Source organism: Polynucleobacter necessarius (genome assembly GCF_900095195.1).
Lineage (GTDB): Bacteria > Pseudomonadota > Gammaproteobacteria > Burkholderiales > Burkholderiaceae > Polynucleobacter > Polynucleobacter necessarius_G.
In genome coordinates this window covers 1,513,708-1,537,507 of record NZ_LT606950.1, presented here as the reverse complement: position 1 = coordinate 1,537,507, position 23,800 = coordinate 1,513,708, and the positions used below count along the sequence as shown (strand labels likewise).

Here is a 23,800-nt window from a genome sequence, read left to right as displayed (position 1 = left end):
CCCAACATGGCTAACGCCCCTTTGTGAGAAGCGCCAGCTGAGTTTGTATTACTTGAGTTCTGCTTTAGCGCCAGCTTCTTCGAGTTTCTTCTTAGCTTCTTCAGCAGTTTTCTTGTCAACGCCTTCTTTGATTGGCTTCGGTGCACCGTCAACCAAATCTTTCGCTTCTTTCAAACCAAGGCCAGTAATTTCACGAACCGCTTTAATTACTGAAACTTTATTTGCGCCAGCTTCAACGAGGTTTACAGTGAACTCGGTTTGTTCTGCGCCACCACCAGCAGCATCACCGCCACCAGTAGGACCAGCAACAGCCATCGCTGCAGCTGAAACGCCAAACTTTTCTTCGAACGCTTTTACCAAGTCGTTCAAATCCATAACGGGCATGCTACCTACTGCTTCAATGATTTCTTCTTTAGTAACCGCCATTTTTAGCTCCTAATACTTAAATAGTTAATCTGCCGCTTATTCAGCGGCAGGGGTTTCGTTTGCTTCTGTTCCAGCTTCTGGTGCGGCTGCAGGAGCAGGTGCTCCGGCTGCTTTTTGTGCTGCTACTGCGCCCAATACGCGAGCCATTGCAGAAACTGGGGCTTGCATAACACCCAATAGTTTCGATAACAACTCTTCGCGGCTTGGAATTGTTGCCAAAGCTTTTACGCCTGCAACGTCTAACAATTTGCCGTTATATAAGCCAGCTTTAATGACTAGCAAATTTTGAGTCTTAGCAAAGTTCTGCAATACTTTTGCTGAAGCAATCGGATCAGCAGAAATGCCGTAGATCAAGGGGCCAACCATCGAATCAGCAAGAGGCTCAAACTGAGTGCCTTGTGTTGCACGACGTGCCAATGTGTTCTTCAAAACGCGAAGATACACGCCTTGGTCACGCGCGCTAGCACGTAGCTTTGTCAGTTGCCCAACTGGAATACCACGGTATTCAGCGAGAACGACAGTTTGGGCTCCAGCCAATTGAGCGCCGACATCAGCAACAATCGCTTTTTTGTCTTGTACATTCAAAGGCACGGTTTAACTCCATAAAAACCAACTGTTTCCAGCTGGGGTTACACACCAGCGTCTGATCATTTGTTCACAAAGGTTCTTGTGAAAATCTTTTCAGGGTCGCCATCTGCGCTGGTCGTCACTTTCGTAACAATTAAGAATTTGCTCTTTACTAGCAACGAATTCACCAACGGTCTTTGATGTTCGACTTTTGTTTTAAGGCAAAAGTCGACCCAAAGTTTTTTTGTTACAGGCTAATTACGCAGCTACCTGTAACGATGCTTGGTCTACACGTACGCCTGCACCCATGGTGCTGCTTACGGCAACTTTCTTTAAATACACGCCCTTGGATGCAGGAGGTTTTGCTTTATTCAAAGCCTCAAGCAATGCGAGCAAATTCGATTTCAATGCAGCTGGCTCGAATGAACGACGGCCAATGCTTGCATGAACGATACCGGCCTTGCCTACACGGAACTGAACTTGACCAGCTTTTGCATTCTTAACCGCAGTGGCTACATCAGGAGTCACAGTGCCCACCTTTGGATTTGGCATCAAGCCACGTGGGCCTAGCACTTGACCTAAAGTTCCAACAATTTTCATAGTGTCTGGGGATGCGATCAAAACGTCAAAGTCAATTTTTCCGCCTTTGATTTGTTCCGCAAGATCTTCCATGCCAACGATTTCCGCACCAGCAGCTTTCGCTTGCTCAGCTTTTTCGCCCTGCGCAAAAACGGCAACGCGAACGTGCTTACCAGTACCGGCTGGGAGCACTACTGCGCCGCGCACAACTTGGTCTGATTTCTTGGCATCAATACCCAATTGAACAGCAACGTCGATAGACTCATCGAACTTTGCAGTTGCACACTCTTTGGCAAGGTTCAACGCATCTTCTAATGGATAAAACTTATTGCGATCAACTTTTGATTGAATCGCTTTAACGCGTTTCGATAATTTAGTCATGATTAGAGTCCTTCCACAGTGATGCCCATGGAACGAGCGCCACCAGCAATGGTTCTAACAGCTGCGTCTAAATCGGCTGCTGTCAAATCTGGCATTTTTGCCTTAGCGATCTCTTCCGCCTGGGCGCGTGTAATTTTTCCTACCTTGTCGGTGTGAGGACGCGGTGATCCTTTTTCCAACTTCGCAGCTTTCTTGATCATGATGGTTGCTGGAGGAGTCTTCATGATGAAAGTGAAGCTCTTATCAGCAAACGCTGTAATCACGACTGGAATTGGCAGGCCAGGTTCCATGCTCTGAGTTTGAGCATTAAACGCCTTACAGAATTCCATGATGTTAAGACCGCGCTGACCCAAAGCTGGACCTACGGGTGGTGATGGATTTGCTTTACCTGCAGGAATCTGCAGCTTAATAAAGCCAATAATCTTCTTTGCCATGTGTTGCTCCTTAAAGCGCGCCTTACTTTATTCAGAAAGACCGCCGTTGAGTAAACGCTTCATTAGTTTTTTGCTTACTAGATCCGCTCCTCGGTTAATTACCAAAACTCAATAACCAACTTAGCACTTCTGTACTTCAAACTACTGCACTGCAAAACCGGACTAAGTCCTTGTTTTTACATCTTTTCTACTTGGCCGAACTCCAGCTCGACCGGTGTTCCGCGACCGAAGATTGTAACAGAAACGCGCAATCTGGACTTCTCATAGTTGACTTCTTCAACGTTTCCGTTGAAATCGGTAAACGGGCCTTCTTTCACGCGAACCATTTCACCAACCTCAAATAAGGTCTTAGGCTTGGGTTTATCGACGCCAGCCTGCATTTGATCCATGATTTTGGTCACTTCTGCTGTCGAAATCGGGCTTGGGCGGTTACGAACACCGCCTACAAAACCAGTCACTTTTGGCGTATTTTTCACCAAATGCCAGCTTTCGTCGGTCATTTCCATCTCGATAAGGACATATCCCGGGAAGAAACGACGTTCAGTAACTGATTTTGCTCCAGATTTGATCTCGACAACTTCTTCAGAGGGAACCAGAATACGGCCGAATTTTTCAGGCATGCCAGAGCGAGCAATGCGCTCCTCAAGCCCTTTTTTCACGCTTTTTTCCATGCCAGAATAGGCATGGATAACATACCAGCGCATAGTGCCGGTAGCTTGTGGGTTTGCCACTACTTCAGAATCAATCATTATTTGCTCACTTCCAGCCTAAAAAGACTGAAAAAACTAGCCATTCAATCAATTTGTCTGCAATCCACAAAAGCAAGGACATGATCAGAACAAAGCCAAATACGACTAGAGTCATTTGAGTCGTCTCTTTTCGAGTCGGCCAAACAACCTTTTTTACTTCATACCAAGAATCTTTTGCGTAGGCGATAAAACGACGCCCATCTGGAGAAGTCGCCACAATTAAAACTGCTGCTCCAATACCGCCAAACAATACTGCCAAGCGCACTAACAAAGATTGGTCGATGAGCGTGTAGTAGAGCACCAACGCAGCAACGACGATTAAAGCAGCGAGGCCCGAGACCCAGCTGCTTTTTTCTTCAGATTGACTTGCAGTTTGTTGAGACATATTGCTTTCAGTTCAAATCATGGCAGGGGCGGAGGGCATCGAACCCCCAACCTTTGGTTTTGGAGACCAACGCTCTGCCAATTGAGCTACACCCCTTTATTTCTAAATACTTCTTAAGCCAAAATCTTGGCAACCACGCCAGCGCCAACAGTACGGCCACCTTCACGGATCGCAAAACGCAAGCCTTCTTCCATCGCGATTGGCGCGATGAGTTTGACGGTAATCGTGACGTTATCGCCAGGCATCACCATCTCTTTGTCTTTTGGCAACTCAATCGAGCCCGTTACGTCCGTGGTACGGAAGTAGAACTGTGGACGATAGTTGTTAAAGAATGGAGTGTGACGACCACCTTCATCTTTACCCAAGATGTAAACCTCAGCGGTAAAGTGGGCGTGTGGAGTGATAGAACCAGGCTTAGCCAATACTTGGCCACGCTCAACTTCTTCACGTTTTGTACCGCGCAACAAGATACCGACGTTATCGCCTGCTTGACCTTGGTCGAGCAATTTGCGGAACATTTCAACACCAGTACAAGTGGTCTTGAGGGTTGGCTTGATACCAACGATTTCAATCTCTTCACCTACCTTGATGATGCCGCGCTCAATACGACCGGTTACTACCGTACCGCGACCGGAGATCGAGAACACGTCTTCTACTGGCATCAAGAACGCACCGTCAACAGCACGCTCTGGAGTTGGGATGTAAGTGTCTAATGCTTCAGCCAATTTCATGATGGCTTCTTTACCCAATTTGCCTTCGTCGCCTTCTAGAGCCAACTTCGCAGAACCTTGGATGATCGGTGTGTCATCGCCTGGGAAGTCATACTTAGACAGGAGTTCACGCACTTCCATTTCAACGAGCTCTAAGAGTTCAGCATCGTCAACCATGTCGCACTTGTTGAGGAACACCACGATGTAAGGAACGCCAACCTGACGTGCCAAGAGGATGTGCTCACGAGTTTGTGGCATTGGGCCGTCTGCAGCAGAGCAAACTAAGATCGCGCCGTCCATCTGCGCAGCACCGGTAATCATGTTCTTCACATAGTCAGCGTGTCCTGGGCAGTCAACGTGAGCATAGTGACGGTTCGCTGTCTCGTACTCAACGTGTGCTGTATTAATCGTAATACCACGGGCTTTTTCTTCTGGAGCCGCATCAATCTGATCGTATGCTTTTGCTTCGCCGCCGAATGCCTTTGAGAGCACGGTTGCGATTGCTGCTGTCAAAGTCGTTTTACCGTGGTCAACGTGACCGATGGTGCCTACGTTTACGTGCGGTTTTGTCCGCTCGAACTTTTCTTTTGCCATTTTTGTCTGCCTTTAGTTAACTCTTACAAAATACCCAAATTAATAAAACTAAGCCTGGTGCCCATGGGCAGGATCGAACTGCCGACCTCTCCCTTACCAAGGGAGTGCTCTACCACTGAGCCACATGGGCCTATCTATTTGCTACTAATACTGGAGCGGGATAAGAGAATCGAACTCTTGACCGAAGATTGGAAATCTGCTGTTTTACCATTAAACTAATCCCGCACATCTGGTGGAGGGGGTAGGATTCGAACCTACGTAGGCGTAGCCAACAGATTTACAGTCTGCCTCCTTTAGCCGCTCGGACACCCCTCCGCGAGCCTAACATTCTGACTCCAAATGGAGTTTCTGTCAATCTCTCAAACGCTTTGCACGAGTAAAAAACGCCCAGACCTAAAAGGTCTGGGCGTCGCATTGGTGCCCGGCAGTTACCTACTTTCACACGGGTATTCCGCACTATCATCGGCGTAGAATCGTTTCACTGTCCTGTTCGGGATGGGAAGGAGTGGTTCCAACTCGCTATGGTCACCGGGCGTAGAGGGTTGAGTTGCTGATGTTTCAACAACTCTATTTGAGTAAGCATGTAATAAGGATGCAGATTAAATCTGGCAAACATCCACTACAATAGTGCTGGTTATAGGATCAAGCCTAACGGGCAATTAGTATCGGTTAGCTTAACGCATTACTGCGCTTCCACACCCGACCTATTAACGTTGTGGTCTTCAACGACCCTTTATGTAGGTTAAACCTACGGGAGATCTCATCTTCAGGCAAGTTTCCCGCTTAGATGCTTTCAGCGGTTATCTCTTCCGTACATAGCTACCCTGCGATGTTTCTGGCGAAACAACAGGTACACCAGCGGTACGTCCACTCCGGTCCTCTCGTACTAGGAGCAGCCCCCGTCAAATTTCCAACGCCCATGGCAGATAGGGACCAAACTGTCTCACGACGTTTTAAACCCAGCTCACGTACCTCTTTAAATGGCGAACAGCCATACCCTTGGGACCGGCTACAGCCCCAGGATGAGATGAGCCGACATCGAGGTGCCAAACACCGCCGTCGATATGAACTCTTGGGCGGTATCAGCCTGTTATCCCCAGAGTACCTTTTATCCGTTGAGCGATGGCCCTTCCATACAGAACCACCGGATCACTATGACCTGCTTTCGCACCTGCTCGACTTGTCGGTCTCGCAGTTAAGCACGCTTTTGCCATTGCACTTTAGGTACGATGTCCGACCGTACCAAGCGTACCTTCGTACTCCTCCGTTACACTTTGGGAGGAGACCGCCCCAGTCAAACTGCCTACCATGCACTGTTCCCGGCCCGGATAACGGGCCAAGGTTAGAACCTCAAACAAATCAGGGTGGTATTTCAAGGTTGGCTCCAGCAGAACTAGCATCCTGCTATCAACGCCTCCCACCTATCCTACACAGACCGGTTCAAAGTCCAATGCAAAGCTACAGTAAAGGTTCATGGGGTCTTTCCGTCTAGCCACGGGTAGATTGCATCATCACAAACATTTCAACTTCGCTGAGTCTCAGGAGGAGACAGTGTGGCCATCGTTACGCCATTCGTGCAGGTCGGAACTTACCCGACAAGGAATTTCGCTACCTTAGGACCGTTATAGTTACGGCCGCCGTTTACTGGGACTTCAATCAAGAGCTTGCACCCCATCATTTAATCTTCCAGCACCGGGCAGGCGTCACACCCTATACGTCCACTTTCGTGTTTGCAGAGTGCTGTGTTTTTATTAAACAGACGCAGCCACCTTTTTATTGCAACCCTTTCGTCCTCCCCTTGTTCAGGTTCAAACTACCAGGGCGTACCTTATCCCGAAGTTACGGTACAAATTTGCCGAGTTCCTTCTCCTAAGTTCTCTCAAGCGCCTTAGAATACTCATCTCGCCCACCTGTGTCGGTTTGCGGTACGGTCTTGTTAGACTGAAGCTTAGAGGCTTTTCTTGGAACCACTTCCAATTGCTTCGCGAATAAATTCGCTCGTCTCACGCCCTTGGATTACGCTACCGGATTTACCTAATAGCCATCTCCAACGCAAGAACCGGGACATCCAACACCCGGACAACTTTCCGCGATCCGTCCCCCCATCGCATCTAACAATGGTCAAGGAATATTAACCTTGTTCCCATCAGCTACGCATCTCTGCCTCACCTTAGGGGCCGACTCACCCTGTTCCGATGAACGTTGAACAGGAAACCTTGGGCTTACGGCGAGGGGGCTTTTCACCCCCTTTATCGCTACTCATGTCAGCATTCGCACTTCTGATACCTCCAGCATCCTTTACAAGACACCTTCACAGGCTTACAGAACGCTCTCCTACCATCACATAGCTGTGATCCGCAGCTTCGGTTTATGCTTAGCCCCGTTACATCTTCCGCGCAGGACGACTCGATCAGTGAGCTATTACGCTTTCTTTAAAGGATGGCTGCTTCTAAGCCAACCTCCTGACTGTTTTAGCTTTCCCACTTCGTTTCCCACTTAGCATATATTAGGGACCTTAGCTGGCGGTCTGGGTTGTTTCCCTCTTGACATCGGACGTTAGCACCCGATGTCTGTCTCCCGTGCTCGCACTCGTAGGTATTCGGAGTTTGCTATGGCGCAGTAATCCGCAATGGACCCCACTACCATGACAGCGCTCTACCCCCTATGGTGATACACGAGGCTCTACCTAAATAGTTTTCGGAGAGAACCAGCTATTTCCAGTTTTGTTTAGCCTTTCACCCCTATCCACAGCTCATCCCCTAACTTTTCAACGTTAGTGGGTTCGGTCCTCCAGTACGTGTTACCGCACCTTCAACCTGGCCATGGATAGATCAACTGGTTTCGGGTCTACACCCAGCAACTAGCGCCCTATTCGGACTCGCTTTCGCTACGCCTTCCCTATTCGGTTAAGCTTGCTACTGAATGTAAGTCGCTGACCCATTATACAAAAGGTACGCAGTCACCCCTTACGAGGCTCCTACTGTTTGTATGCACACAATTTCAGGATCTATTTCACTCCCCTCCCGGGGTTCTTTTCGCCTTTCCCTCACGGTACTTGTTCACTATCGGTCGATTACGAGTATTTAGCCTTGGAGGATGGTCCCCCCATATTCAGACAGGATTTCACGTGTCCCGCCCTACTTGTCTCTAGCCTAGCACCACTCAATAATTTTCACATACGGGACTATCACCCTTTACTGTTGGACTTTCCATTCCATTCTGTTAATTACTGAGCTATCACTAGATAGGCTCTTCCCATTTCGCTCGCCACTACTTTGGGAATCTCGGTTGATGTCTTTTCCTCTCGCTACTTAGATGTTTCAGTTCACGAGGTTCGCTTCTCATACCCTATGTATTCAGGTATGGATACCACAAAAGTGGTGGGTTTCCCCATTCAGAAATCCCCGGATCAAAGCTTATTTACCAGCTCCCCGGGGCTTATCGCAGGTTATAACGTCTTTCTTCGCCTGTAATCGCCAAGGCATCCATCATGCGCACTTATTCGCTTGATCCTATAACGAGCACCATTGCTAGTACCTGTTACAGGTTTTACTTCTACTTCTGACATGTTTGCCGTAATCCAAACTGTAAGTACTTGTTAAGAACTTTGTAAAACTCGTTTGATATTACTTGATTGATGATTCAATCTTTACCCTTATTACTTTGATAAACACACTCTCAAAGATGTGTTTAACCTTTGCTTACTCAAATTTTTAAAGAACAGCCATAAATGGCAAAACTAGACAATTAACTAATCGCTTAGTTTTGACATTTGAGAGTTGGTGGAGGATGACGGGATCGAACCGACGACCCCCTGCTTGCAAAGCAGGTGCTCTCCCAGCTGAGCTAATCCCCCAACGCCCACTAAGACCATATCGCTACTGATTGGTGGGTCTGGTAGGACTTGAACCTACGACCCCTGCGTTATCAACACAGTGCTCTAACCAGCTGAGCTACAGACCCATGGCTTTTATTGTCAACCGATAAGCGTGGGTACTATAGCTCCAGCATCCTGTCTCTAGAAAGGAGGTGATCCAGCCGCACCTTCCGATACGGCTACCTTGTTACGACTTTACCCCAGTCATGAACCCTGCCGTGGCAGTCGCCCCCCTTGCGGTTAGGCTAACGGCTTCTGGCAAAACCCACTCCCATGGTATGACGGGCGGTGTGTACAAGACCCGGGAACGTATTCACCGCGACATTCTGATCCGCGATTACTAGCGATTCCAGCTTCACGTAGTCGAGTTGCAGACTACGATCCGGACTACGATGCATTTTCTGAGATTAGCTCCCCCTCGCGGGTTGGCAACCCTCTGTATGCACCATTGTATGACGTGTGAAGCCCTACCCATAAGGGCCATGAGGACTTGACGTCATCCCCACCTTCCTCCGGTTTGTCACCGGCAGTCTCTTTAGAGTGCTCTTGCGTAGCAACTAAAGACAAGGGTTGCGCTCGTTGCGGGACTTAACCCAACATCTCACGACACGAGCTGACGACAGCCATGCAGCACCTGTGTTCACCTTCTCTTACGAGCACCTAATGTACCTCTACTTCGTTAGTGACATGTCAAGGGTAGGTAAGGTTTTTCGCGTTGCATCGAATTAATCCACATCATCCACCGCTTGTGCGGGTCCCCGTCAATTCCTTTGAGTTTTAATCTTGCGACCGTACTCCCCAGGCGGCTGACTTTACGCGTTAGCTACGTTACTCAGGATGTAAATCCCGAATAACTAGTCAGCATCGTTTAGGGCGTGGACTACCAGGGTATCTAATCCTGTTTGCTCCCCACGCTTTCGTGCATGAGCGTCAGTGTTATCCCAGGGGACTGCCTTCGCCATTGGTATTCCTCCACATATCTACGCATTTCACTGCTACACGTGGAATTCTACCCCCCTCTGACACACTCTAGCTATACAGTCACAGGCGCCATTCCCAGGTTAAGCCCGGGGATTTCACGCCTGTCTTGTATAACCGCCTGCGCACGCTTTACGCCCAGTAATTCCGATTAACGCTCGCACCCTACGTATTACCGCGGCTGCTGGCACGTAGTTAGCCGGTGCTTATTCTTCAGGTACCGTCATTCCCGAACTGTGTTAGAGCCGGTGTTTCTTCCCTGACAAAAGAGCTTTACAACCCGAAGGCCTTCTTCACTCACGCGGCATTGCTGGATCAGGGTTGCCCCCATTGTCCAAAATTCCCCACTGCTGCCTCCCGTAGGAGTCTGGGCCGTGTCTCAGTCCCAGTGTGGCTGATCGTCCTCTCAGACCAGCTACTGATCGTCGCCTTGGTGGGCTTTTACCCCACCAACTAGCTAATCAGGCATCAGCCGCTCTAATCGCGCGAGGTCTTGCGATCCCCCGCTTTCCCCCTCAGGGCGTATGCGGTAGTAGCACAGCTTTCGCTGCGTTATCCCCCACGATAAGGTACGTTCCGATGTATTACTCACCCGTTCGCCACTCGCCACCAGGTGCAAGCACCCGTGCTGCCGTTCGACTTGCATGTGTAAGGCATGCCGCCAGCGTTCAATCTGAGCCAGGATCAAACTCTTCAGTTCAATTCCTGTGATCCTTGCGGACGTCGCACTCATTCAAGAAATCGACTTGGTAAAAAACCAAATCTTTACTGTCTATGAGTACTATTTATTTACATCTGTCCCGAAGGACTGGATGCTTTTACTTAGTACCCACAATTATCGATTGACGAATTTTTAAAGAGGGCTGAATCGTTTTCAAAAATATTCAGCGAATGAAGGAGATGATCACATACCCGCATATGGTTGTCAACACCTATTGCACGATTTTTCTTAAAAAAAGCGAAGAATTTTCTGATTTTGACAAGTTTCGATTTTTAAGCGAACAATTTTCTGATTTTAACAAGTTTCGATTTTTGGCAGTTTTTGGGGTAGCGTTACCCAATAAACCTGCATTTTTGATGGGAAATTTGCATATAACCCACATGCTAGGGAAAACCCTGTATTTTTCTTAGAAAACTGTTAAAATATTGCTATGCACAATTTATTAGCAAGCAACCACTTACCTTCTCAGCCAGCAATGGCAGGGCAGGTTGTGCCTGTGCGCGAACTTCATGCCGAGCATCGGCCACAGATCTTTGGTCATCTCCTGCAATTGGCAGACAAAGATCGTCGCCTTCGGTTTGGCACACAAACCCCTGATGAGGTGATTCATCACTACGTAGATGGCATCGACTTCGATCAAGATGCGGTTTTTGGTGTTTTCGATACCGATTTAAAGCTTATTGGACTGGCCCATTTAGCGTATTTGCCAGCAATTAAAGGTCAACACGGTCAGCAGAGTTCGGAGTGTCAGTATTGCCCGAGGGCCGCGCCCAGGGACTTGGAAGCGCTTTATTACAACGCTCCGTAGTTCACTCACGCAACAACATTCAAATACTGTATGTCCATTGCTTAGCAAACAATAAAGCCATGATGCACTTAGCCCAAAAGGCAGGCATGACGGTTGAATTTGCATACGGGGATGCGGATGCCTATTTGAGACCCCCCAGCAAATCCTGCAACGATTGTTGACGAAGTTGCAAATGAACAATGGGCTGATTTTGATTACGCCATGAAAGAGTATTTCAAGTTTGCCAATCAGGCTTGGTGGTGGTTTTTAGGCAAGCCAAACCACGCACGCTAACTACATCACGAATTTAATTTCGTTACTGTGGTGCCCCGCGCAATATCCAAGCGCTCAACAACGATACATCGGGTGCGCTTAGCTTTGTATTGGCTGGCATGGGAACTACGCCCCACGAACCAGAGCCGCCGTTAATAATTTTGTTTTGTATAAACGCTTGCGCACTTGAATCGCCCTTGTAATTTTGCGCGACGGCCTGAAAGCTCGGCCCAACAATTTTCTTATCAATCGCATGACAACCTAAGCACGCATTTTGCTTCGCAATTGCATACGCCTTCTGGTTTTCATTGTTCGCTGTAGCAACCTTAATAGAAGCAGCAAGTAGACATAAAAATAAAAATGTCTTCATAACTACTCGTTGTTTACGCATATGCCGCTGAACAAATACTATTGAAGTTTGGGGGGCGTGTTTGGCTGAGATTGATCTGCCTTACCTTCTTTTTCTAAACGAATTTTTTCTTGATCAGAAATAATATCGAAGTAGACATATACGTCTTTCACTCCATTAGTATTGCTCGAAATCTTCTTTGCAAGATCCGCTTCGTTCTGCGTCAAGATACCCATCAAATAAACACTTGTTCCCTCTGCAACAATAGACATCGAATTTGATGGCAACTTATCTGTAAAAATCATTTGCGTTTTTATCTTGGACTCAAGATAAGAATCATTGGCGCGTGCGGTGTATGAGCTATTGGGGCCAATAACTAACTCATTAAAAACAGTACGCGCATTCTTCATTGCTTTTACATATGCGCCCGCTTCTCCCTTGATATCAGCATCTTTTACCTCGCCAGTCAATAACACTTTTTGGTTAAACGCTGTAACGTTAATGTGTGCGTTATCGCCAAACTTCTTCGAAAGGGCGGCGTTTGCTTCCATCTCAATACCATTATCAATTGCCTGCACTCCTGGCGTGCGTCTATCAGCCAAGATGCTTGCGCCTGCAGCAACGCCACCAACAGCAATCACTCCACATGCAGCTAACTGTGTAGCAATCATTAACGCGATGATGGGCTTAATAAAAAATTGAATTCGCATGTGTATATCTTTATAGGGTTTGTTAATTTAATCAAGCAACATGTGGTCAACGCCATCACACAAACCGTGCAATAGCACTAAATGGGTTTCTTGAATACGTGCCGTACGATTCGAAGGAGCGCATAAATGAATATCGTCTTGATCAAGCAAGCCAGCAATCTTTCCGCCACCATTACCAGTGAGTGCAATAATTTTGATGCCCATCTTTTTTGCGGCTTCAATCGCTTTAATAACGTTCTTTGAATTACCAGACGTCGATATACCCAAAAGAATGTCGCCTTTTTTTCCAAGGCCGCGCACCTGTTTATAAAACACATCGTCGTAGCTGTAATCATTGCCAACTGCAGTCAAAATAGAACTGTCTGTAGTCAATGCAATAGCGGCAAGCTCCTGGCGTTCACGCTCAAAGCGGCCAATCAGCTCGGCAGCGAAATGTTGCGCGTCAGCAGCAGAGCCGCCATTTCCACAGGCCATTACTTTGCCGCCGGATTGCAAACAATTGACCACGGCAAGAACACCGCGAGCCACATAGTCTGGAAGCACTTTTTCTGCCTCTTGTTTTACAGCAATGCTGTCTAAAAAATGTTGGGAAGCGCGCTTGCGCAAACGCTCAACCGTATCTTTTTCCATAGCAATATTATGCGCTAAAGCACCTCTAAATTCTGATACAAACAGCTTAACTCAAAAGCAACGTATTCTCTTGCTTATTCATTCATCTTCAGCAGACAATACTCCCATGGAACCGAGTTCGTTGGATTTTTTAAATCAGCAAGACTTGCCTGCTGGGGCCTTGTATATGGTTGCCACGCCCATAGGCAATTTGGGTGATATCACCTTGCGAGCATTACATGTTCTTAATGCGGTCGATGGTATTGCTTGCGAAGATACGCGCCATAGTGCGACTTTATTACAGCAATTCGGTATACATAAAAAATGTTTAGCATTGCATGCCCATAATGAGCTTAGTGGTGCACAAACCGTTATTGGGCATTTGAATAAGAACGAGCGTTGGGCTTACATATCTGATGCTGGCACCCCAGGTATTTCGGATCCCGGCGCACGATTAGTTGATGAAGTCCAAAAGGCGGGATTGAGAGTGATCCCCATACCTGGCGCTAGCGCAGCATCTTGCGCAATCTCCGCGGCGGGCTCTGTCATGCAAAACTCAGATGGGCAATTTCAATTTTTAGGATTTTGGCCACACAAAACGAAAGATCGTGATGCCTTCTTAAAAGACATTTGCTTTAACAAAAAAACAAGCGTCTTTTTTGAGTCTCCACATAATATTCGTGATTCATTGTTATTACTATCTACAGCTTTAGAACACGATAGAAGGGTTTTTATTTGTCGCGAGCTCACCAAAAAATTTGAGCAGCTCGTTTCGCTATCTGCGCATCAAATTCCAGCATGGGTTCAAAATGCGGAGGCACTTAAGGGAGAATTTATTGTTCTAGTTGGCGGTCGCCAAGCCAATACCCACGAGGCTATAGAGCATGAATCCATAATGGTTTGGGCGAATGCATTGAACCCTTTCCTAGGAAGTAAGGAGATTGCAGCAGTTCTGTCAGAAGCATTGGGGATAGCAAAAAAGGATGCCTATCAAGTTGCTCTGGATGCCAAAGCAGCTCAGCAAGAAAGATAAAAGCTGGTATTTAGCCAGCTTTTTTAATCAACGCAAAACGATCCCTTTGCTTCGGGTGCCTTAGGCTCTGGTAGCTTGCCACCAGCGAGTTTGCCAAGTACACAACGGCGCGACCCAATTCATAATCACTAATATCGGCAGGATTCGAACCACCACGTGCAGGCATGGCGCCCTTACCTTTAAGAACAGAGGTCAACAAGCCATCGTAGCCCTTACCTAGGCGAGAGGCCCAAGCGCCCGCATCACCAAATTTAGGCGCACCAGCTGCACCCGTTGCATGGCATGAAACACAAACGGCTTTATAAACCTGCTCGCCAGTTTGAGGTTCGCGCGGACTGCTAGCGGTACCTTTGAAATTTAACTGGGCCATAGGCTTAATAAGTTGTTCGGTTGTTGTTGAAGAATCGCCGCGCTTGCCATTGTTCACAAATACCATCAATAACAAAATAATGATCAAGGGCACAAAAAAGCTTGCAAACACCATGATGATGGGTTGTTTTGGGGGCTTAATCAGGTTTCCGTGCTCGTTGCTCATATGAATTTATCGTTTGACGGATTTTAGGGTTGTTTTGCGGTGACTATAACTAGAGAGTAGGGGTATAGGCACTTACAATAGGGTGTTTACCAGTTTTCATAGCGCCCGTAGCTCAGTGGACAGAGTATTGGCCTCCGAAGCCAAGGGTCGCAGGTTCGATTCCTGCCGGGCGCGCCAAAACGGGAGGGGTTTTTGACTTACATCATGCGAAAAATCATGAAATCCACTATCATTTGTTTCTAACTTATTGATTCTTATCGTGTCTACACATCTAAATTCAGCCCTTTCAGAACCCTCTCTAACTAACCCGTTGCCCCCAGAGGCTCCATTGCCGCATCGAAAAATTATTCGAAGCTGGCTCATTCCGATGGCTCAAGGAGAAACTGGTCGTGCGATCCTGTTGCTGCTCATCGATGCTTTTTTATGGCTGGGTTGTATTGCTGGAACCGTATTTGTAGAAAATATTCTGCTCAAGGTAATTTTTGGCGTAGTGGCTGGTTTTGTAACGGGTCGTATTTTTATACTGGGGCATGACGCCTGTCATCAAAGTTTTACACCCAATCGTGAACTGAATAAAGTTTTAGGTCGTATTGCTTTCTTGCCCTCTCTCACTCCATACAGCTTGTGGGATGTTGGTCACAATGTAGTTCATCACGGACAAACCAATTTGAAGGGCTTTGACTTCGTATGGGCGCCATTATCAAAAGCGGAGTATGACGCTCTACCCCCATTTCGTAAGGCTCTAGAGCGCCTCTACCGTAGTGGTTGGGGCTCCGTTTTTTACTACCTCATCGAAATTTGGTGGAGACGCGAGTACTTCCCAAATGCGCAAAATAAGCCTGGTGATCGTCCAATTTTCCTCAAAGACAATTTGCTCGCGACGGCGTTTGCTATCGTTTGGATTGGCTGCCTGATTGCTGGTGCAATTGCCACTGGACAATCTATTTGGATCGGGTTAATCACTGGTTTTGCCGTTCCATTCTTGTTTTGGAATGGGATGATTGGGTTTGTGGTTTATGTTCACCATACACATCCATCGGTCTCTTGGTACGATAAGAAGTCTGAGTGGCTTCGCGCCCAGCCTTTTGTTTCAACGACCGTTCATCTCACCTTTAATTGGATCTGGGGTTCGTTAATGCACCACATCATGGAGCACACCGCCCATCACGTTGACATGAGCGTTCCCCTGTATCGACTCCCAGAGGCTCAAAAAACCCTGGAAACCATACTCCCAGAGCGCATCTTCATTCAAAAGTTCTCTTGGGGTTGGTATTTTGATACCGCTCGCAAGTGCAAGCTTTACGACTTTGAAAATAAAGCTTGGTTGGACTTTGATGGGAATAAAACAGCGGATTCCGTCCGAGTTGTATTAACCCCGGTACCGGCATGACAAAACGGGTAAAATAGCACTTCTGATCAAAGATTTGCCTTACCCGGATTGACTATGACTACCTCGACCCCAGCAGCTACCCAAGATTCATCTCAGAGCCTTAAATTTTGCTCTTCGTGCGGCCGCGAAAAACGACTTGAGGGAGGCACATGGATTCCTACAAGCAATCGTAAACAACGCTGGGTTTGCGCTAGCTGTTTATACAACCGTACGCACCGCACTGGTGCTGCAAAAACCTAATCACCCCGGCCTCATTCTTTTAAGCGCCGTCTCCAACATAGGGATTGGTTTGGCGTTCCTGACCGAACGTTGACATCGGCCCATGTCCTGGAACAAATTAGCACATCGTCACCAAGCGGCCAAAACTTAGTTCGAATAGCGTTAATTAAATCAGCAAGATTGCCGCGCGGAAGATCGGTTCTACCAATCGACCCGGCAAACAATACATCGCCAACAATGGCTAAACGATCATCTTTGTCATAGAAGACAACATGCCCTGGCGTATGGCCGGGGCAATGAAATACTTCAAAATCAACGTTGCCAACTTAAACATGGTCCCCATCCTTGAACCAACGATTTGGCTCAAATGCCTTGGCATGTCCAAAACCAAAACGTACAGTTTGCTCTGGTAGTTGATCAACCCAAAATCGCTCGTCTTCTTGTGGCCCTTCGATTGGAACTTTCAGTTGGTCCGCTAAATCTTTGGCCACTGCGCAATGGTCTAAATGTCCATGGATTAGCAACACCTTTTTAACATTACCGCCCATTTGCTGAACACCCGCCAAGATTTTGTCGATATCGCCTACTGGATCCACCACAGCGGCATCCCCAGTTTCCTGGCAAACCAAAGTAGAGCGGTTTTGCTCGAACGGTGTAACTGGAACGATTCCTAATTTAATTGGCATAGACAAATATGAATATACAAAGCAGATAAAAGAATAATGCTCCAGCATCAAAAATCGAACTCAGAGCATAGAATATGTTAAAGGATAAAACAACGAACAGCCAAGATACATTTAAATTTGCCGATACGCACGAATGGGCCGACCTAGAAGAAGATGGGCTTGTATGGGTTGGCAATCAGCAATCATGCGCAAGAAGCGTTGGGTGATGTCATGTTCTTTCAGGCGCCAAAGCTTGGTCAGCAAGTGAAGCGGGGCGAAGCTGTTGCAGTCATTGAATCCGTGAAGGCTGCGAGCGATATTCATGCGCCCATTAGTGGCGAGATCGTTGAACTCAATTCAGAAGTAGATGCCTCACCTGAATTGGTGAATGAAAGGCCTTATTCGGTTTGGCTATTTAAAATCAAGCCCGATTCAAAAGATAGCCTAGCGACTGAACTTGATCAATTATTGAGTTTAGAAAAATATAGCTCTGGCTTAGGGGCTTAAGACCCAATCATCAGATCGAAATAGGGTCGCGCTCAATCAACCAGCGAACCTGACCCTCTTTGCTATCTTTGCCCCCTTTGCTAATGCGCCCTTGAGAAATTTCGCGCAAATCGAGATTGATTGCATCTAAAACTTCCTGTAATTGCTTGCGATCATCCGACTCGACCACCAATTGAGCGCGCGCCACACCAGCCACCTTCACCATGCTCCTCGGCACCGGGTCATAAACCCGAACGCCTTGTCCCATATGGCCTCGAGCCATTACTCGCCTTTTTAAGGAGATCAAAAACCCAATTGCCTTTTCAAGGCTTTTTGCTTCTGCGTAAACCAAGCCCTGGTAAGAGAATGGGGGCAACTTAGCCTCCTCGCGGTCAACAGCAATATGCGACAAAAAACCATCGACATCGTGACGCAGCAAGTATTGATAAACTGCTGACTCCGGAAACTGCGTTTCGATGTAAATCTCGCCGCCCCGTTCACCCTCTTTACCATTGCGGCCAGCTCGACCGGCAACCTGGACTAATTGGGCGAACAACCGTTCAGCGGCTCGAAAGTCTTGTGAAAAAAGTCGGCTATCCGCATCCAAAACCGCAACCATGCCAATGTTCTGAAAATCGTGTCCCTTAGCAATCATTTGGGTGCCAACCACAATATCAACATTGCCTTCATGAATCTCCTGAAAGAGAGGCTCTGCCCCTTTGCCCTTCCGCGAAGAATCTGTATCTATCCGCAATACCCTTGCATTGGGCCATGCTTGCTCAACTGAGTCCTCTAGTTTTTGGGTGCCTTGACCAAGCCCCTTCAAATCTGCATTTCCACAATCAGGGCAGTGGGTGGGAACTGGTTTTACTAATCCACAATGATGGCAACTCAAAGTAGGGTTTCGGCCTAACGCTCCAGCTTTATGCATAACGGTATATGAGCTACATTGCGGGCACTTTGACAGCCACGAACAAGCACTGCAGCTAAGCACTGGCGAATACCCTCGACGATTAATCAGTACCAAGCATTGCTTTTGACTCTGAAGACTTGTATTAATGGCCCTAACCAGCGGCTTACTTAAAGAAAGTTTCGGCGGCTTATCCAGGTCGCCAGGGCTAAATTGATTTTGTGGATCACGTGTGTTAACCAAGTGTACTTTGGGCAAACTCGCACCCTGAGCGCGTTGATCCAAGCGCAAAGATTGGTATCGGCCAGCCTTCGCGGCCATCCAGGTTTCAAGAGATGGTGTCGCTGATGAAAGCAAGATTGGAATTTTGGTATCGTGTGCACGCCATACAGCAAGATCACGCGCTGAATAGCGAATGCCATCTTGTTGTTTATACGAAGCATCATGCTCTTCATCCACTACGATGGCACGCAAATTCGGCATCGGAGTTAACGCTGCCAATCGTGTTCCTAAAACAATTTGCGCTTTTCCAATCACTGCCTCTTGCCAAGCAATGCCCCGCTTCTTTTCGCTAACGCCACTATGCAGGACAACCATCCTTTTGTTTGGAAAATAGGCACGCACTCTTCGCTCTAATTGTGGTGTCAGATTAATTTCTGGAACCAAGATAAGTGCTTGAGAATTTTCATCCCGAAGAATTGATTGCAACCAATTTAAAAAGACTGCTGTTTTTCCACTACCCGTTTGCCCATGAAGTAGGCTGACGGAAAATTTCTGTTGAGCGCCACCTATACAAAGTTGCTTTAACGCTTTCTTTTGAGCTTCATTTAATTGCTCTTCTTGAATGAACCCATCAACATCTACTAGTTCTGTAGATTTTTTTTGCTTCCCCCTTTTTTCCTCTGGCAAATGTTGCTGTTCATCAATCTTTTTCCAGTTGGATGGCTTTTTCCACATTTGCGGTATAGCAGGGATAACGGTTTCACCAAGTCCATGAATGTAGTATTGACTCGCAAAATTCGTCAGCCGAAGTATTGACCCATCTAGTGGAGGCAAAGGAGCAATTTGCAATACGTTCCTTAATTTATCTATTTCATAAACAGAGTGAGTGCTTACTTTAATTATGAGACCGACTAGCTTAGAGCGCCCAAACGGAACCTCTACTAACTGACCAATTTCTGGGTCTGAACCCAATTTTTCAGCATCCCATACATAGTCAAACCCCTGGGCAAGAGGCTTATCTACGACTACCTGAACCACGATTGGCGGAGACATCATCTGCGTCTTTTTTCTATTTTGCTTGTGGATAAGTCTGTGGATATCACCCAAGAACTCTGATTTATAAGCTAATTTACCAGCAAACTAGTTCGGCACTATTTTTGAGCAATATTTATAAAATATCTATATAAATCAGTAGTTTATATAATCTTCCGAAAGTTAAAGTTCATCTTTTAACGGAACCTCACTGAATTCTGATTTTTTGCGAAAGCTGTGCATAACTTTTCTAACCAATATTAAGCCTTAGTTAGCAGTCACTCAATTTTACTGCTTTGATCTAATAGCCCTGGAGCGAGAAATCACCGTTTCGGCTAAAGCAGAAACGCTTTCTGACGGGGTAAATTGAGAAATGCCGTGGCCCAAATTAAATACATGCCCATCAAGCGGGTGTAAGCCAGGCTTTAGGGTTGGGGCGCTAGCCAGATCATCTAGTACGGCGCTGGCTTGTTTTGCAATATCTGCAGGTTTTGAAAACAAGATGAGCGGGTCTAAATTGCCTTGCAATGCTAGAGGCTTATTTAACCCGAGCAATTGTTTGCGAGCGCGACTGAGCGACATCGTCCAATCCAATGCAATGACATCTGCCGCAGCGTGTGCCATATCGTTCAACCAAATAGCGCCACCCTTCGTAAACATAATCACAGGAATTTTATTTCCGGCATAATCTCTTAGCAGCAAACTAATCACCTTTTGCATGGATGCAAGAGACATCGTTTGATACCAACCATCGGGAAGCATTCCACCCCAAGTATCAAAAATCATGAGCGCCTGAGCACCAGCCCTCACCTGTTCGTTTAGATAAGCAGCAACAGATTGAGCATTAATATCTAAGATATGTTGCAGAAGATCGGGGCGACTAAACATCATTGTCTTAGCATGACGAAAATCGTCAGAACTAGAACCATCAATCATGTAGCACGCCAATGTCCACGGGCTTCCAGAGAAGCCTATCAACGGCACACGTTGCTTCCCGTCTTGTATTAATGCTTTACGAATTTCGGATACCGCATCAAATACATATTTGAGCTCGTTTATATCCGCTGCACGCAATTTTTTAACAGCTTCTTCAGTGCGCAATGGGTGATCAAAGCTAGGGCCTTCGCCAGCTGTAAATTTCAAGCCCAAACCCATTGCATCGGGGATGGTCAAAATATCAGAAAACAAAATGGCTGCATCCAATGGATATCGATCCAATGGCTGAAGCGTTACTTCAGTGGCATATGCAGGATTTTTTGCGAGACCAAGAAAACTTCCTGCTTTAGCGCGCGTAGCGTTGTATTCAGGGAGATATCGACCGGCTTGGCGCATGAGCCAAAGCGGCGTTTGATCAACTGCTTCGCCCAGGCAGGCCTTTAAAAACCGATCATTTAACAGCAATGAGATGACCGATGTTTACTTTTTACGACGGAGACGTGCAATTGCTGCAAGCTGAGCTGCAGCCATAGCAAACTCGGACTGAGCTAGCGCCAGGTCAAAGTCAGTACCACGATTTTGCATCGCTTCTTCTGCGCGTTTCTTTGCTTCTATTGCTTTTGCTTCATCCAAATCATGGCCACGAATAGCTGTGTCTGCTAAAACGGTAACGCGATCTGGCTGAACCTCTAAGTAGCCACCAGCAACAAACACAAACTCCTCATCGCCGTTCGCCTTTTCAATGCGAACAGAACCAGGACGAATACGTGTAATTAATGAGGTGTGGCCACGCAAAATACCGAGCTCACCACTTTCGCCAGGAAGGGCAACAAACTTCGCCTCTCCACTGAAAATGGATTGCTCAGCACTAACTACGTCGACATGTATGCTTGACATAATTTCCCTAGATGAAATCGATTAAAGCTTCTTCGCTTTCTCGATGGCTTCATCAATTGAGCCCACCATGTAAAACGCTTGCTCAGGCAAGTGATCCAACTCACCACTAACGATCATCTTGAAACCACGGATGGTTTCTTTCAATGGAACGTATTTGCCTGGTGAACCAGTAAACACCTCAGCAACGTGGAAAGGCTGGGACAAGAAACGTTGGATTTTACGAGCACGGGCTACAGCCAATTTGTCTTCTGGAGACAATTCGTCCATGCCCAAAATTGCAATAATGTCGCGCAATTCTTTGTAGCGCTGCAAAATCATCTGTACTGAGCGTGCCACTTCATAGTGCTCTTGACCAACCACTTGTGGGTCAAGCTGTCGGCTGGTTGAATCCAATGGATCAACCGCTGGGTAGATACCCAAAGCAGCAATATCGCGTGACAACACAACAGTGGAGTCTAAGTGCAAGAAGGTTGTTGCAGGTGATGGATCGGTCAAGTCATCCGCAGGAACATAAACGGCCTGAATAGATGTCACAGAACCAGTCTTGGTAGAGGTAATACGCTCTTGCAATTTACCCATCTCTTCAGCCAATGTGGGTTGATAACCCACAGCAGAAGGCATACGACCTAGCAACGCGGAAACTTCGGTACCGGCCAAGATATAACGGTAAATATTGTCAACGAAGAACAGGATATCACGGCCTTCGTCGCGGAACGCTTCAGCCATTGTCAAACCCGTCAACGCAACGCGCAGACGGTTTCCAGGAGGCTCGTTCATCTGACCAAACACCATCGCCACTTTATCGATAACGTTAGATTCTTTCATCTCGTGGTAGAAGTCGTTACCCTCACGAGTACGCTCACCCACACCAGCAAACACGGACAAACCAGAGTGTTGCTTAGCGATGTTGTTAATCAATTCCATCATGTTCACGGTCTTACCAACACCCGCCCCACCGAACAAGCCGACCTTACCGCCCTTAGCAAACGGGCAAACCAAGTCAATAACCTTAATACCGGTTTCTAAGAGATCAACGGAAGGGGAGAGCTCGTCAAACTTAGGAGCTGGCTGGTGAATTGCGCGACGCTCTTCAGTCGCAACCGGACCCGCGTCATCAATTAGGCGACCCAAAACGTCCATAATGCGGCCCAATGTAGCTGGACCCACAGGAACAGAAATTGGCTTACCAGTAGATTTCACTTCCATGCCACGACGCAGACCATCGCTCGCGCCCATCGCAATCGCGCGAACTACACCGTCGCCGATTTGTTGCTGAACTTCAAAGGTCAACCCTTTTTCAGCAAATGATTTTTCGCCGCTTTCAACTAATGTCAACGCATCAAAAATGTTTGGCATTTTGTCGCGTGGGAACTGAATGTCCACCACTGGACCGATACATTGCACGATATTTCCGTTACTCATCGCTTTCTCCGCTTTTAATTCCTGAATTCTTTCGTATTCCTAAATGCTGACCGCTTAAACCGCAGCCGCTCCACCAACAATTTCAGACAACTCTTTGGTAATAGCAGCTTGTCGTGTTTTGTTGTAATCCAATTGCAGCTCGCCAATCACGTTCTTCGCGTTATCTGACGCGGCCTTCATTGAGACCATGCGAGCAGACTGCTCAGAAGCCATGTTTTCGGCAACTGCTTGATAAATCATTGCTTCAACGTAACGCTTTAACAATCCATTCAAAATGGACTCGGCGTCTGGCTCGTAAATGTAATCCCAAGATGGACCTGATTTGTCCTCAGGAGTCAATGCTGCTGGCTCCAAAGGCAAAAGCTTTTCTAATACAGGCTCTTGTTTCATTGCATTTACAAAGCGGGTATATGCCAAATACACAGCATCGATCTCACCTCTTTCAAACGCTTCTAATTGGGCAGTAATTGCTCCAATCAAAACATCCAAATGTGGCGTATCGCCAATCTGAATCGTTTGAGAAATGAGTTTTGCTTTTGAACAATTCAAAAATTGCAACCCTTTTGAACCGATAGCGGTGTACTCAATATCAATATTTTTTGCCTGCAAATCGCGCACTTGGTTAGCAATCAAACGCAGTACGTTGGTATTCAAACCGCCGCAAAGACCTTTGTCTGTTGTTACCAAGATCGTGCCAACTTTCTTAACATCCCGGGTCGCCATGTAGGCAGGGCGATACTCAGGATTTGCTTTAGAAAGATTGGCAACAATTTCACGAATTTTTTCAGCATATGGGCGCGCATTACGCATGCGCTCCTGGGCGCGCCGCATCTTGGATGCGGCGACCATTTCCATTGCCTTCGTGATCTTGCGCGTGTTTTGCACGCTCTTGATCTTTGATCGTATCTCTTTTGTGCCGGCCAT

General features: G+C 47.0%; 20 protein-coding genes, 7 tRNA genes, 3 rRNA genes and 2 pseudogenes. 6 read left to right on the top strand and 26 right to left on the bottom strand.

Annotated elements, in window-relative coordinates:
* Positions 1 to 48 precede the first annotated feature (48 nt).
* From rplL to BQ1619_RS08445, 16 genes are all read right to left on the bottom strand, one after another.
* Positions 49 to 426 (bottom strand): 50S ribosomal protein L7/L12, encoded by a 378-nt coding sequence (rplL, locus tag BQ1619_RS08520; RefSeq protein WP_114663440.1) that lies wholly within the window; start codon positions 424 to 426, stop codon positions 49 to 51.
* A 36-nt stretch (positions 427 to 462) separates the two neighbouring features.
* Positions 463 to 1,017, bottom strand: coding sequence for a 50S ribosomal protein L10 (gene rplJ / locus BQ1619_RS08515; protein ID WP_114663439.1), 555 nt, complete (start codon positions 1,015 to 1,017; stop codon positions 463 to 465).
* Positions 1,018 to 1,251: 234 nt separating this feature from the next.
* A complete protein-coding gene (gene rplA, locus BQ1619_RS08510; RefSeq protein ID WP_114663438.1) occupies positions 1,252 to 1,953 on the bottom strand; it encodes a 50S ribosomal protein L1 in 702 nt (233 codons plus the stop codon).
* A gap of 2 nt (positions 1,954 to 1,955) precedes the next feature.
* Complete coding sequence (gene rplK, locus BQ1619_RS08505; protein WP_114663437.1) at positions 1,956 to 2,387, bottom strand: 50S ribosomal protein L11; 432 nt, start codon at positions 2,385 to 2,387, stop codon at positions 1,956 to 1,958.
* Positions 2,388 to 2,563: 176 nt separating this feature from the next.
* The gene (nusG, locus tag BQ1619_RS08500) at positions 2,564 to 3,136 is read right to left on the bottom strand and encodes a transcription termination/antitermination protein NusG (protein ID WP_114663436.1); all 573 of its coding nucleotides are present in this window, start codon (positions 3,134 to 3,136) and stop codon (positions 2,564 to 2,566) included.
* 7 nt (positions 3,137 to 3,143) lie between these two features.
* Complete coding sequence (gene secE / locus BQ1619_RS08495; protein ID WP_114663435.1) at positions 3,144 to 3,521, bottom strand: preprotein translocase subunit SecE; 378 nt, start codon at positions 3,519 to 3,521, stop codon at positions 3,144 to 3,146.
* Positions 3,522 to 3,541: 20 nt separating this feature from the next.
* Positions 3,542 to 3,617, bottom strand: a tRNA-Trp gene (locus BQ1619_RS08490).
* A 17-nt stretch (positions 3,618 to 3,634) separates the two neighbouring features.
* Positions 3,635 to 4,825 (bottom strand): elongation factor Tu, encoded by a 1,191-nt coding sequence (gene tuf, locus BQ1619_RS08485; RefSeq protein ID WP_114663434.1) that lies wholly within the window; start codon positions 4,823 to 4,825, stop codon positions 3,635 to 3,637.
* A 55-nt stretch (positions 4,826 to 4,880) separates the two neighbouring features.
* Positions 4,881 to 4,955, bottom strand: a tRNA-Thr gene (locus BQ1619_RS08480).
* Between the two features lie 21 nt (positions 4,956 to 4,976).
* Positions 4,977 to 5,050, bottom strand: a tRNA-Gly gene (locus BQ1619_RS08475).
* 5 nt (positions 5,051 to 5,055) lie between these two features.
* Positions 5,056 to 5,140: transfer RNA gene (locus tag BQ1619_RS08470), tRNA-Tyr, on the bottom strand.
* A gap of 104 nt (positions 5,141 to 5,244) precedes the next feature.
* Positions 5,245 to 5,358: ribosomal RNA gene (rrf, locus tag BQ1619_RS08465) — 5S ribosomal RNA — on the bottom strand.
* Positions 5,359 to 5,463: 105 nt separating this feature from the next.
* A 23S ribosomal RNA gene (locus BQ1619_RS08460) occupies positions 5,464 to 8,337 on the bottom strand.
* Between the two features lie 268 nt (positions 8,338 to 8,605).
* Positions 8,606 to 8,681: transfer RNA gene (locus BQ1619_RS08455), tRNA-Ala, on the bottom strand.
* 30 nt (positions 8,682 to 8,711) lie between these two features.
* Positions 8,712 to 8,788: transfer RNA gene (locus BQ1619_RS08450), tRNA-Ile, on the bottom strand.
* Between the two features lie 59 nt (positions 8,789 to 8,847).
* A 16S ribosomal RNA gene (locus tag BQ1619_RS08445) occupies positions 8,848 to 10,380 on the bottom strand.
* The 16S, 23S and 5S rRNA genes sit together here with 5 tRNA genes alongside, the layout of an rRNA operon.
* 451 nt (positions 10,381 to 10,831) lie before the next feature.
* Here BQ1619_RS08445 and BQ1619_RS10115 point away from each other — a divergent pair.
* Complete coding sequence (locus tag BQ1619_RS10115) at positions 10,832 to 11,209, top strand: hypothetical protein (RefSeq protein WP_231968614.1); 378 nt, start codon at positions 10,832 to 10,834, stop codon at positions 11,207 to 11,209.
* On the top strand, positions 11,146 to 11,370 hold the full coding sequence (locus tag BQ1619_RS10110) for a GNAT family N-acetyltransferase (RefSeq protein ID WP_231968613.1): 225 nt from the start codon (positions 11,146 to 11,148) through the stop codon (positions 11,368 to 11,370). The genes BQ1619_RS10115 and BQ1619_RS10110 overlap by 64 nt, the downstream gene beginning before the upstream one ends.
* Positions 11,371 to 11,504: 134 nt before the next feature.
* Here the strand turns inward: BQ1619_RS10110 and BQ1619_RS08430 are convergent, their stop codons facing one another.
* Genes BQ1619_RS08430 through BQ1619_RS08420 form a run of 3 tightly spaced genes read right to left on the bottom strand, consistent with a single transcriptional unit; the run spans position 11,505 to position 13,150 of the window.
* A complete protein-coding gene (locus BQ1619_RS08430) occupies positions 11,505 to 11,831 on the bottom strand; it encodes a c-type cytochrome (protein ID WP_197711923.1) in 327 nt (108 codons plus the stop codon).
* A gap of 38 nt (positions 11,832 to 11,869) precedes the next feature.
* On the bottom strand, positions 11,870 to 12,520 hold the full coding sequence (locus BQ1619_RS08425; protein ID WP_114663432.1) for a BON domain-containing protein: 651 nt from the start codon (positions 12,518 to 12,520) through the stop codon (positions 11,870 to 11,872).
* 27 nt (positions 12,521 to 12,547) lie between these two features.
* Positions 12,548 to 13,150, bottom strand: coding sequence for a phosphoheptose isomerase (locus tag BQ1619_RS08420; protein ID WP_114663431.1), 603 nt, complete (start codon positions 13,148 to 13,150; stop codon positions 12,548 to 12,550).
* Positions 13,151 to 13,256: 106 nt separating this feature from the next.
* Here BQ1619_RS08420 and rsmI point away from each other — a divergent pair, with 106 nt between their 5' ends.
* A complete protein-coding gene (rsmI, locus tag BQ1619_RS08415) occupies positions 13,257 to 14,162 on the top strand; it encodes a 16S rRNA (cytidine(1402)-2'-O)-methyltransferase (RefSeq protein WP_114663430.1) in 906 nt (301 codons plus the stop codon).
* Between the two features lie 10 nt (positions 14,163 to 14,172).
* Here the strand turns inward: rsmI and BQ1619_RS08410 are convergent, their stop codons facing one another.
* Positions 14,173 to 14,697: a c-type cytochrome gene (locus BQ1619_RS08410; RefSeq protein ID WP_231968612.1), complete on the bottom strand. Its 525-nt coding sequence runs from the start codon at positions 14,695 to 14,697 to the stop codon at positions 14,173 to 14,175.
* Positions 14,698 to 14,798: 101 nt separating this feature from the next.
* On the opposite strand from BQ1619_RS08410, the gene BQ1619_RS08405 reads away from it, so the two are divergent.
* Together BQ1619_RS08405 and BQ1619_RS08400 are read left to right on the top strand one after the other, a co-directional pair.
* Positions 14,799 to 14,874 (top strand) — tRNA-Arg (locus tag BQ1619_RS08405).
* Positions 14,875 to 15,064: 190 nt separating this feature from the next.
* Entirely contained in the window at positions 15,065 to 16,087 is a 1,023-nt protein-coding gene (locus tag BQ1619_RS08400) for a fatty acid desaturase (RefSeq protein ID WP_114663599.1), read from the top strand.
* Positions 16,088 to 16,346: 259 nt separating this feature from the next.
* On the opposite strand, the pseudogene BQ1619_RS08395 reads toward BQ1619_RS08400, so the two are convergent.
* Positions 16,347 to 16,986: pseudogene (locus tag BQ1619_RS08395) on the bottom strand (MBL fold metallo-hydrolase).
* Positions 16,987 to 17,066: 80 nt separating this feature from the next.
* Here BQ1619_RS08395 and gcvH point away from each other — a divergent pair.
* Positions 17,067 to 17,478, top strand: a pseudogene (gene gcvH, locus BQ1619_RS08390) (glycine cleavage system protein GcvH).
* A 10-nt stretch (positions 17,479 to 17,488) separates the two neighbouring features.
* Here the strand turns inward: gcvH and priA are convergent.
* The 5 genes from priA to atpG all read right to left on the bottom strand — a co-directional run bounded on the left by priA (position 17,489) and on the right by atpG (position 23,800).
* A complete protein-coding gene (priA, locus tag BQ1619_RS08385) occupies positions 17,489 to 19,645 on the bottom strand; it encodes a replication restart helicase PriA (RefSeq protein WP_231968610.1) in 2,157 nt (718 codons plus the stop codon).
* Between the two features lie 264 nt (positions 19,646 to 19,909).
* The gene (gene hemE, locus BQ1619_RS08380) at positions 19,910 to 21,028 is read right to left on the bottom strand and encodes a uroporphyrinogen decarboxylase (protein ID WP_114663428.1); all 1,119 of its coding nucleotides are present in this window, start codon (positions 21,026 to 21,028) and stop codon (positions 19,910 to 19,912) included.
* Between the two features lie 9 nt (positions 21,029 to 21,037).
* Positions 21,038 to 21,454, bottom strand: a complete 417-nt coding sequence (locus BQ1619_RS08375; protein ID WP_114663427.1) for a F0F1 ATP synthase subunit epsilon — start codon at positions 21,452 to 21,454, stop codon at positions 21,038 to 21,040.
* 21 nt (positions 21,455 to 21,475) lie between these two features.
* The gene (atpD, locus tag BQ1619_RS08370; RefSeq protein ID WP_114663426.1) at positions 21,476 to 22,876 is read right to left on the bottom strand and encodes a F0F1 ATP synthase subunit beta; all 1,401 of its coding nucleotides are present in this window, start codon (positions 22,874 to 22,876) and stop codon (positions 21,476 to 21,478) included.
* A gap of 54 nt (positions 22,877 to 22,930) precedes the next feature.
* The gene (gene atpG / locus BQ1619_RS08365; RefSeq protein WP_114663425.1) at positions 22,931 to 23,800 is read right to left on the bottom strand and encodes a F0F1 ATP synthase subunit gamma; all 870 of its coding nucleotides are present in this window, start codon (positions 23,798 to 23,800) and stop codon (positions 22,931 to 22,933) included.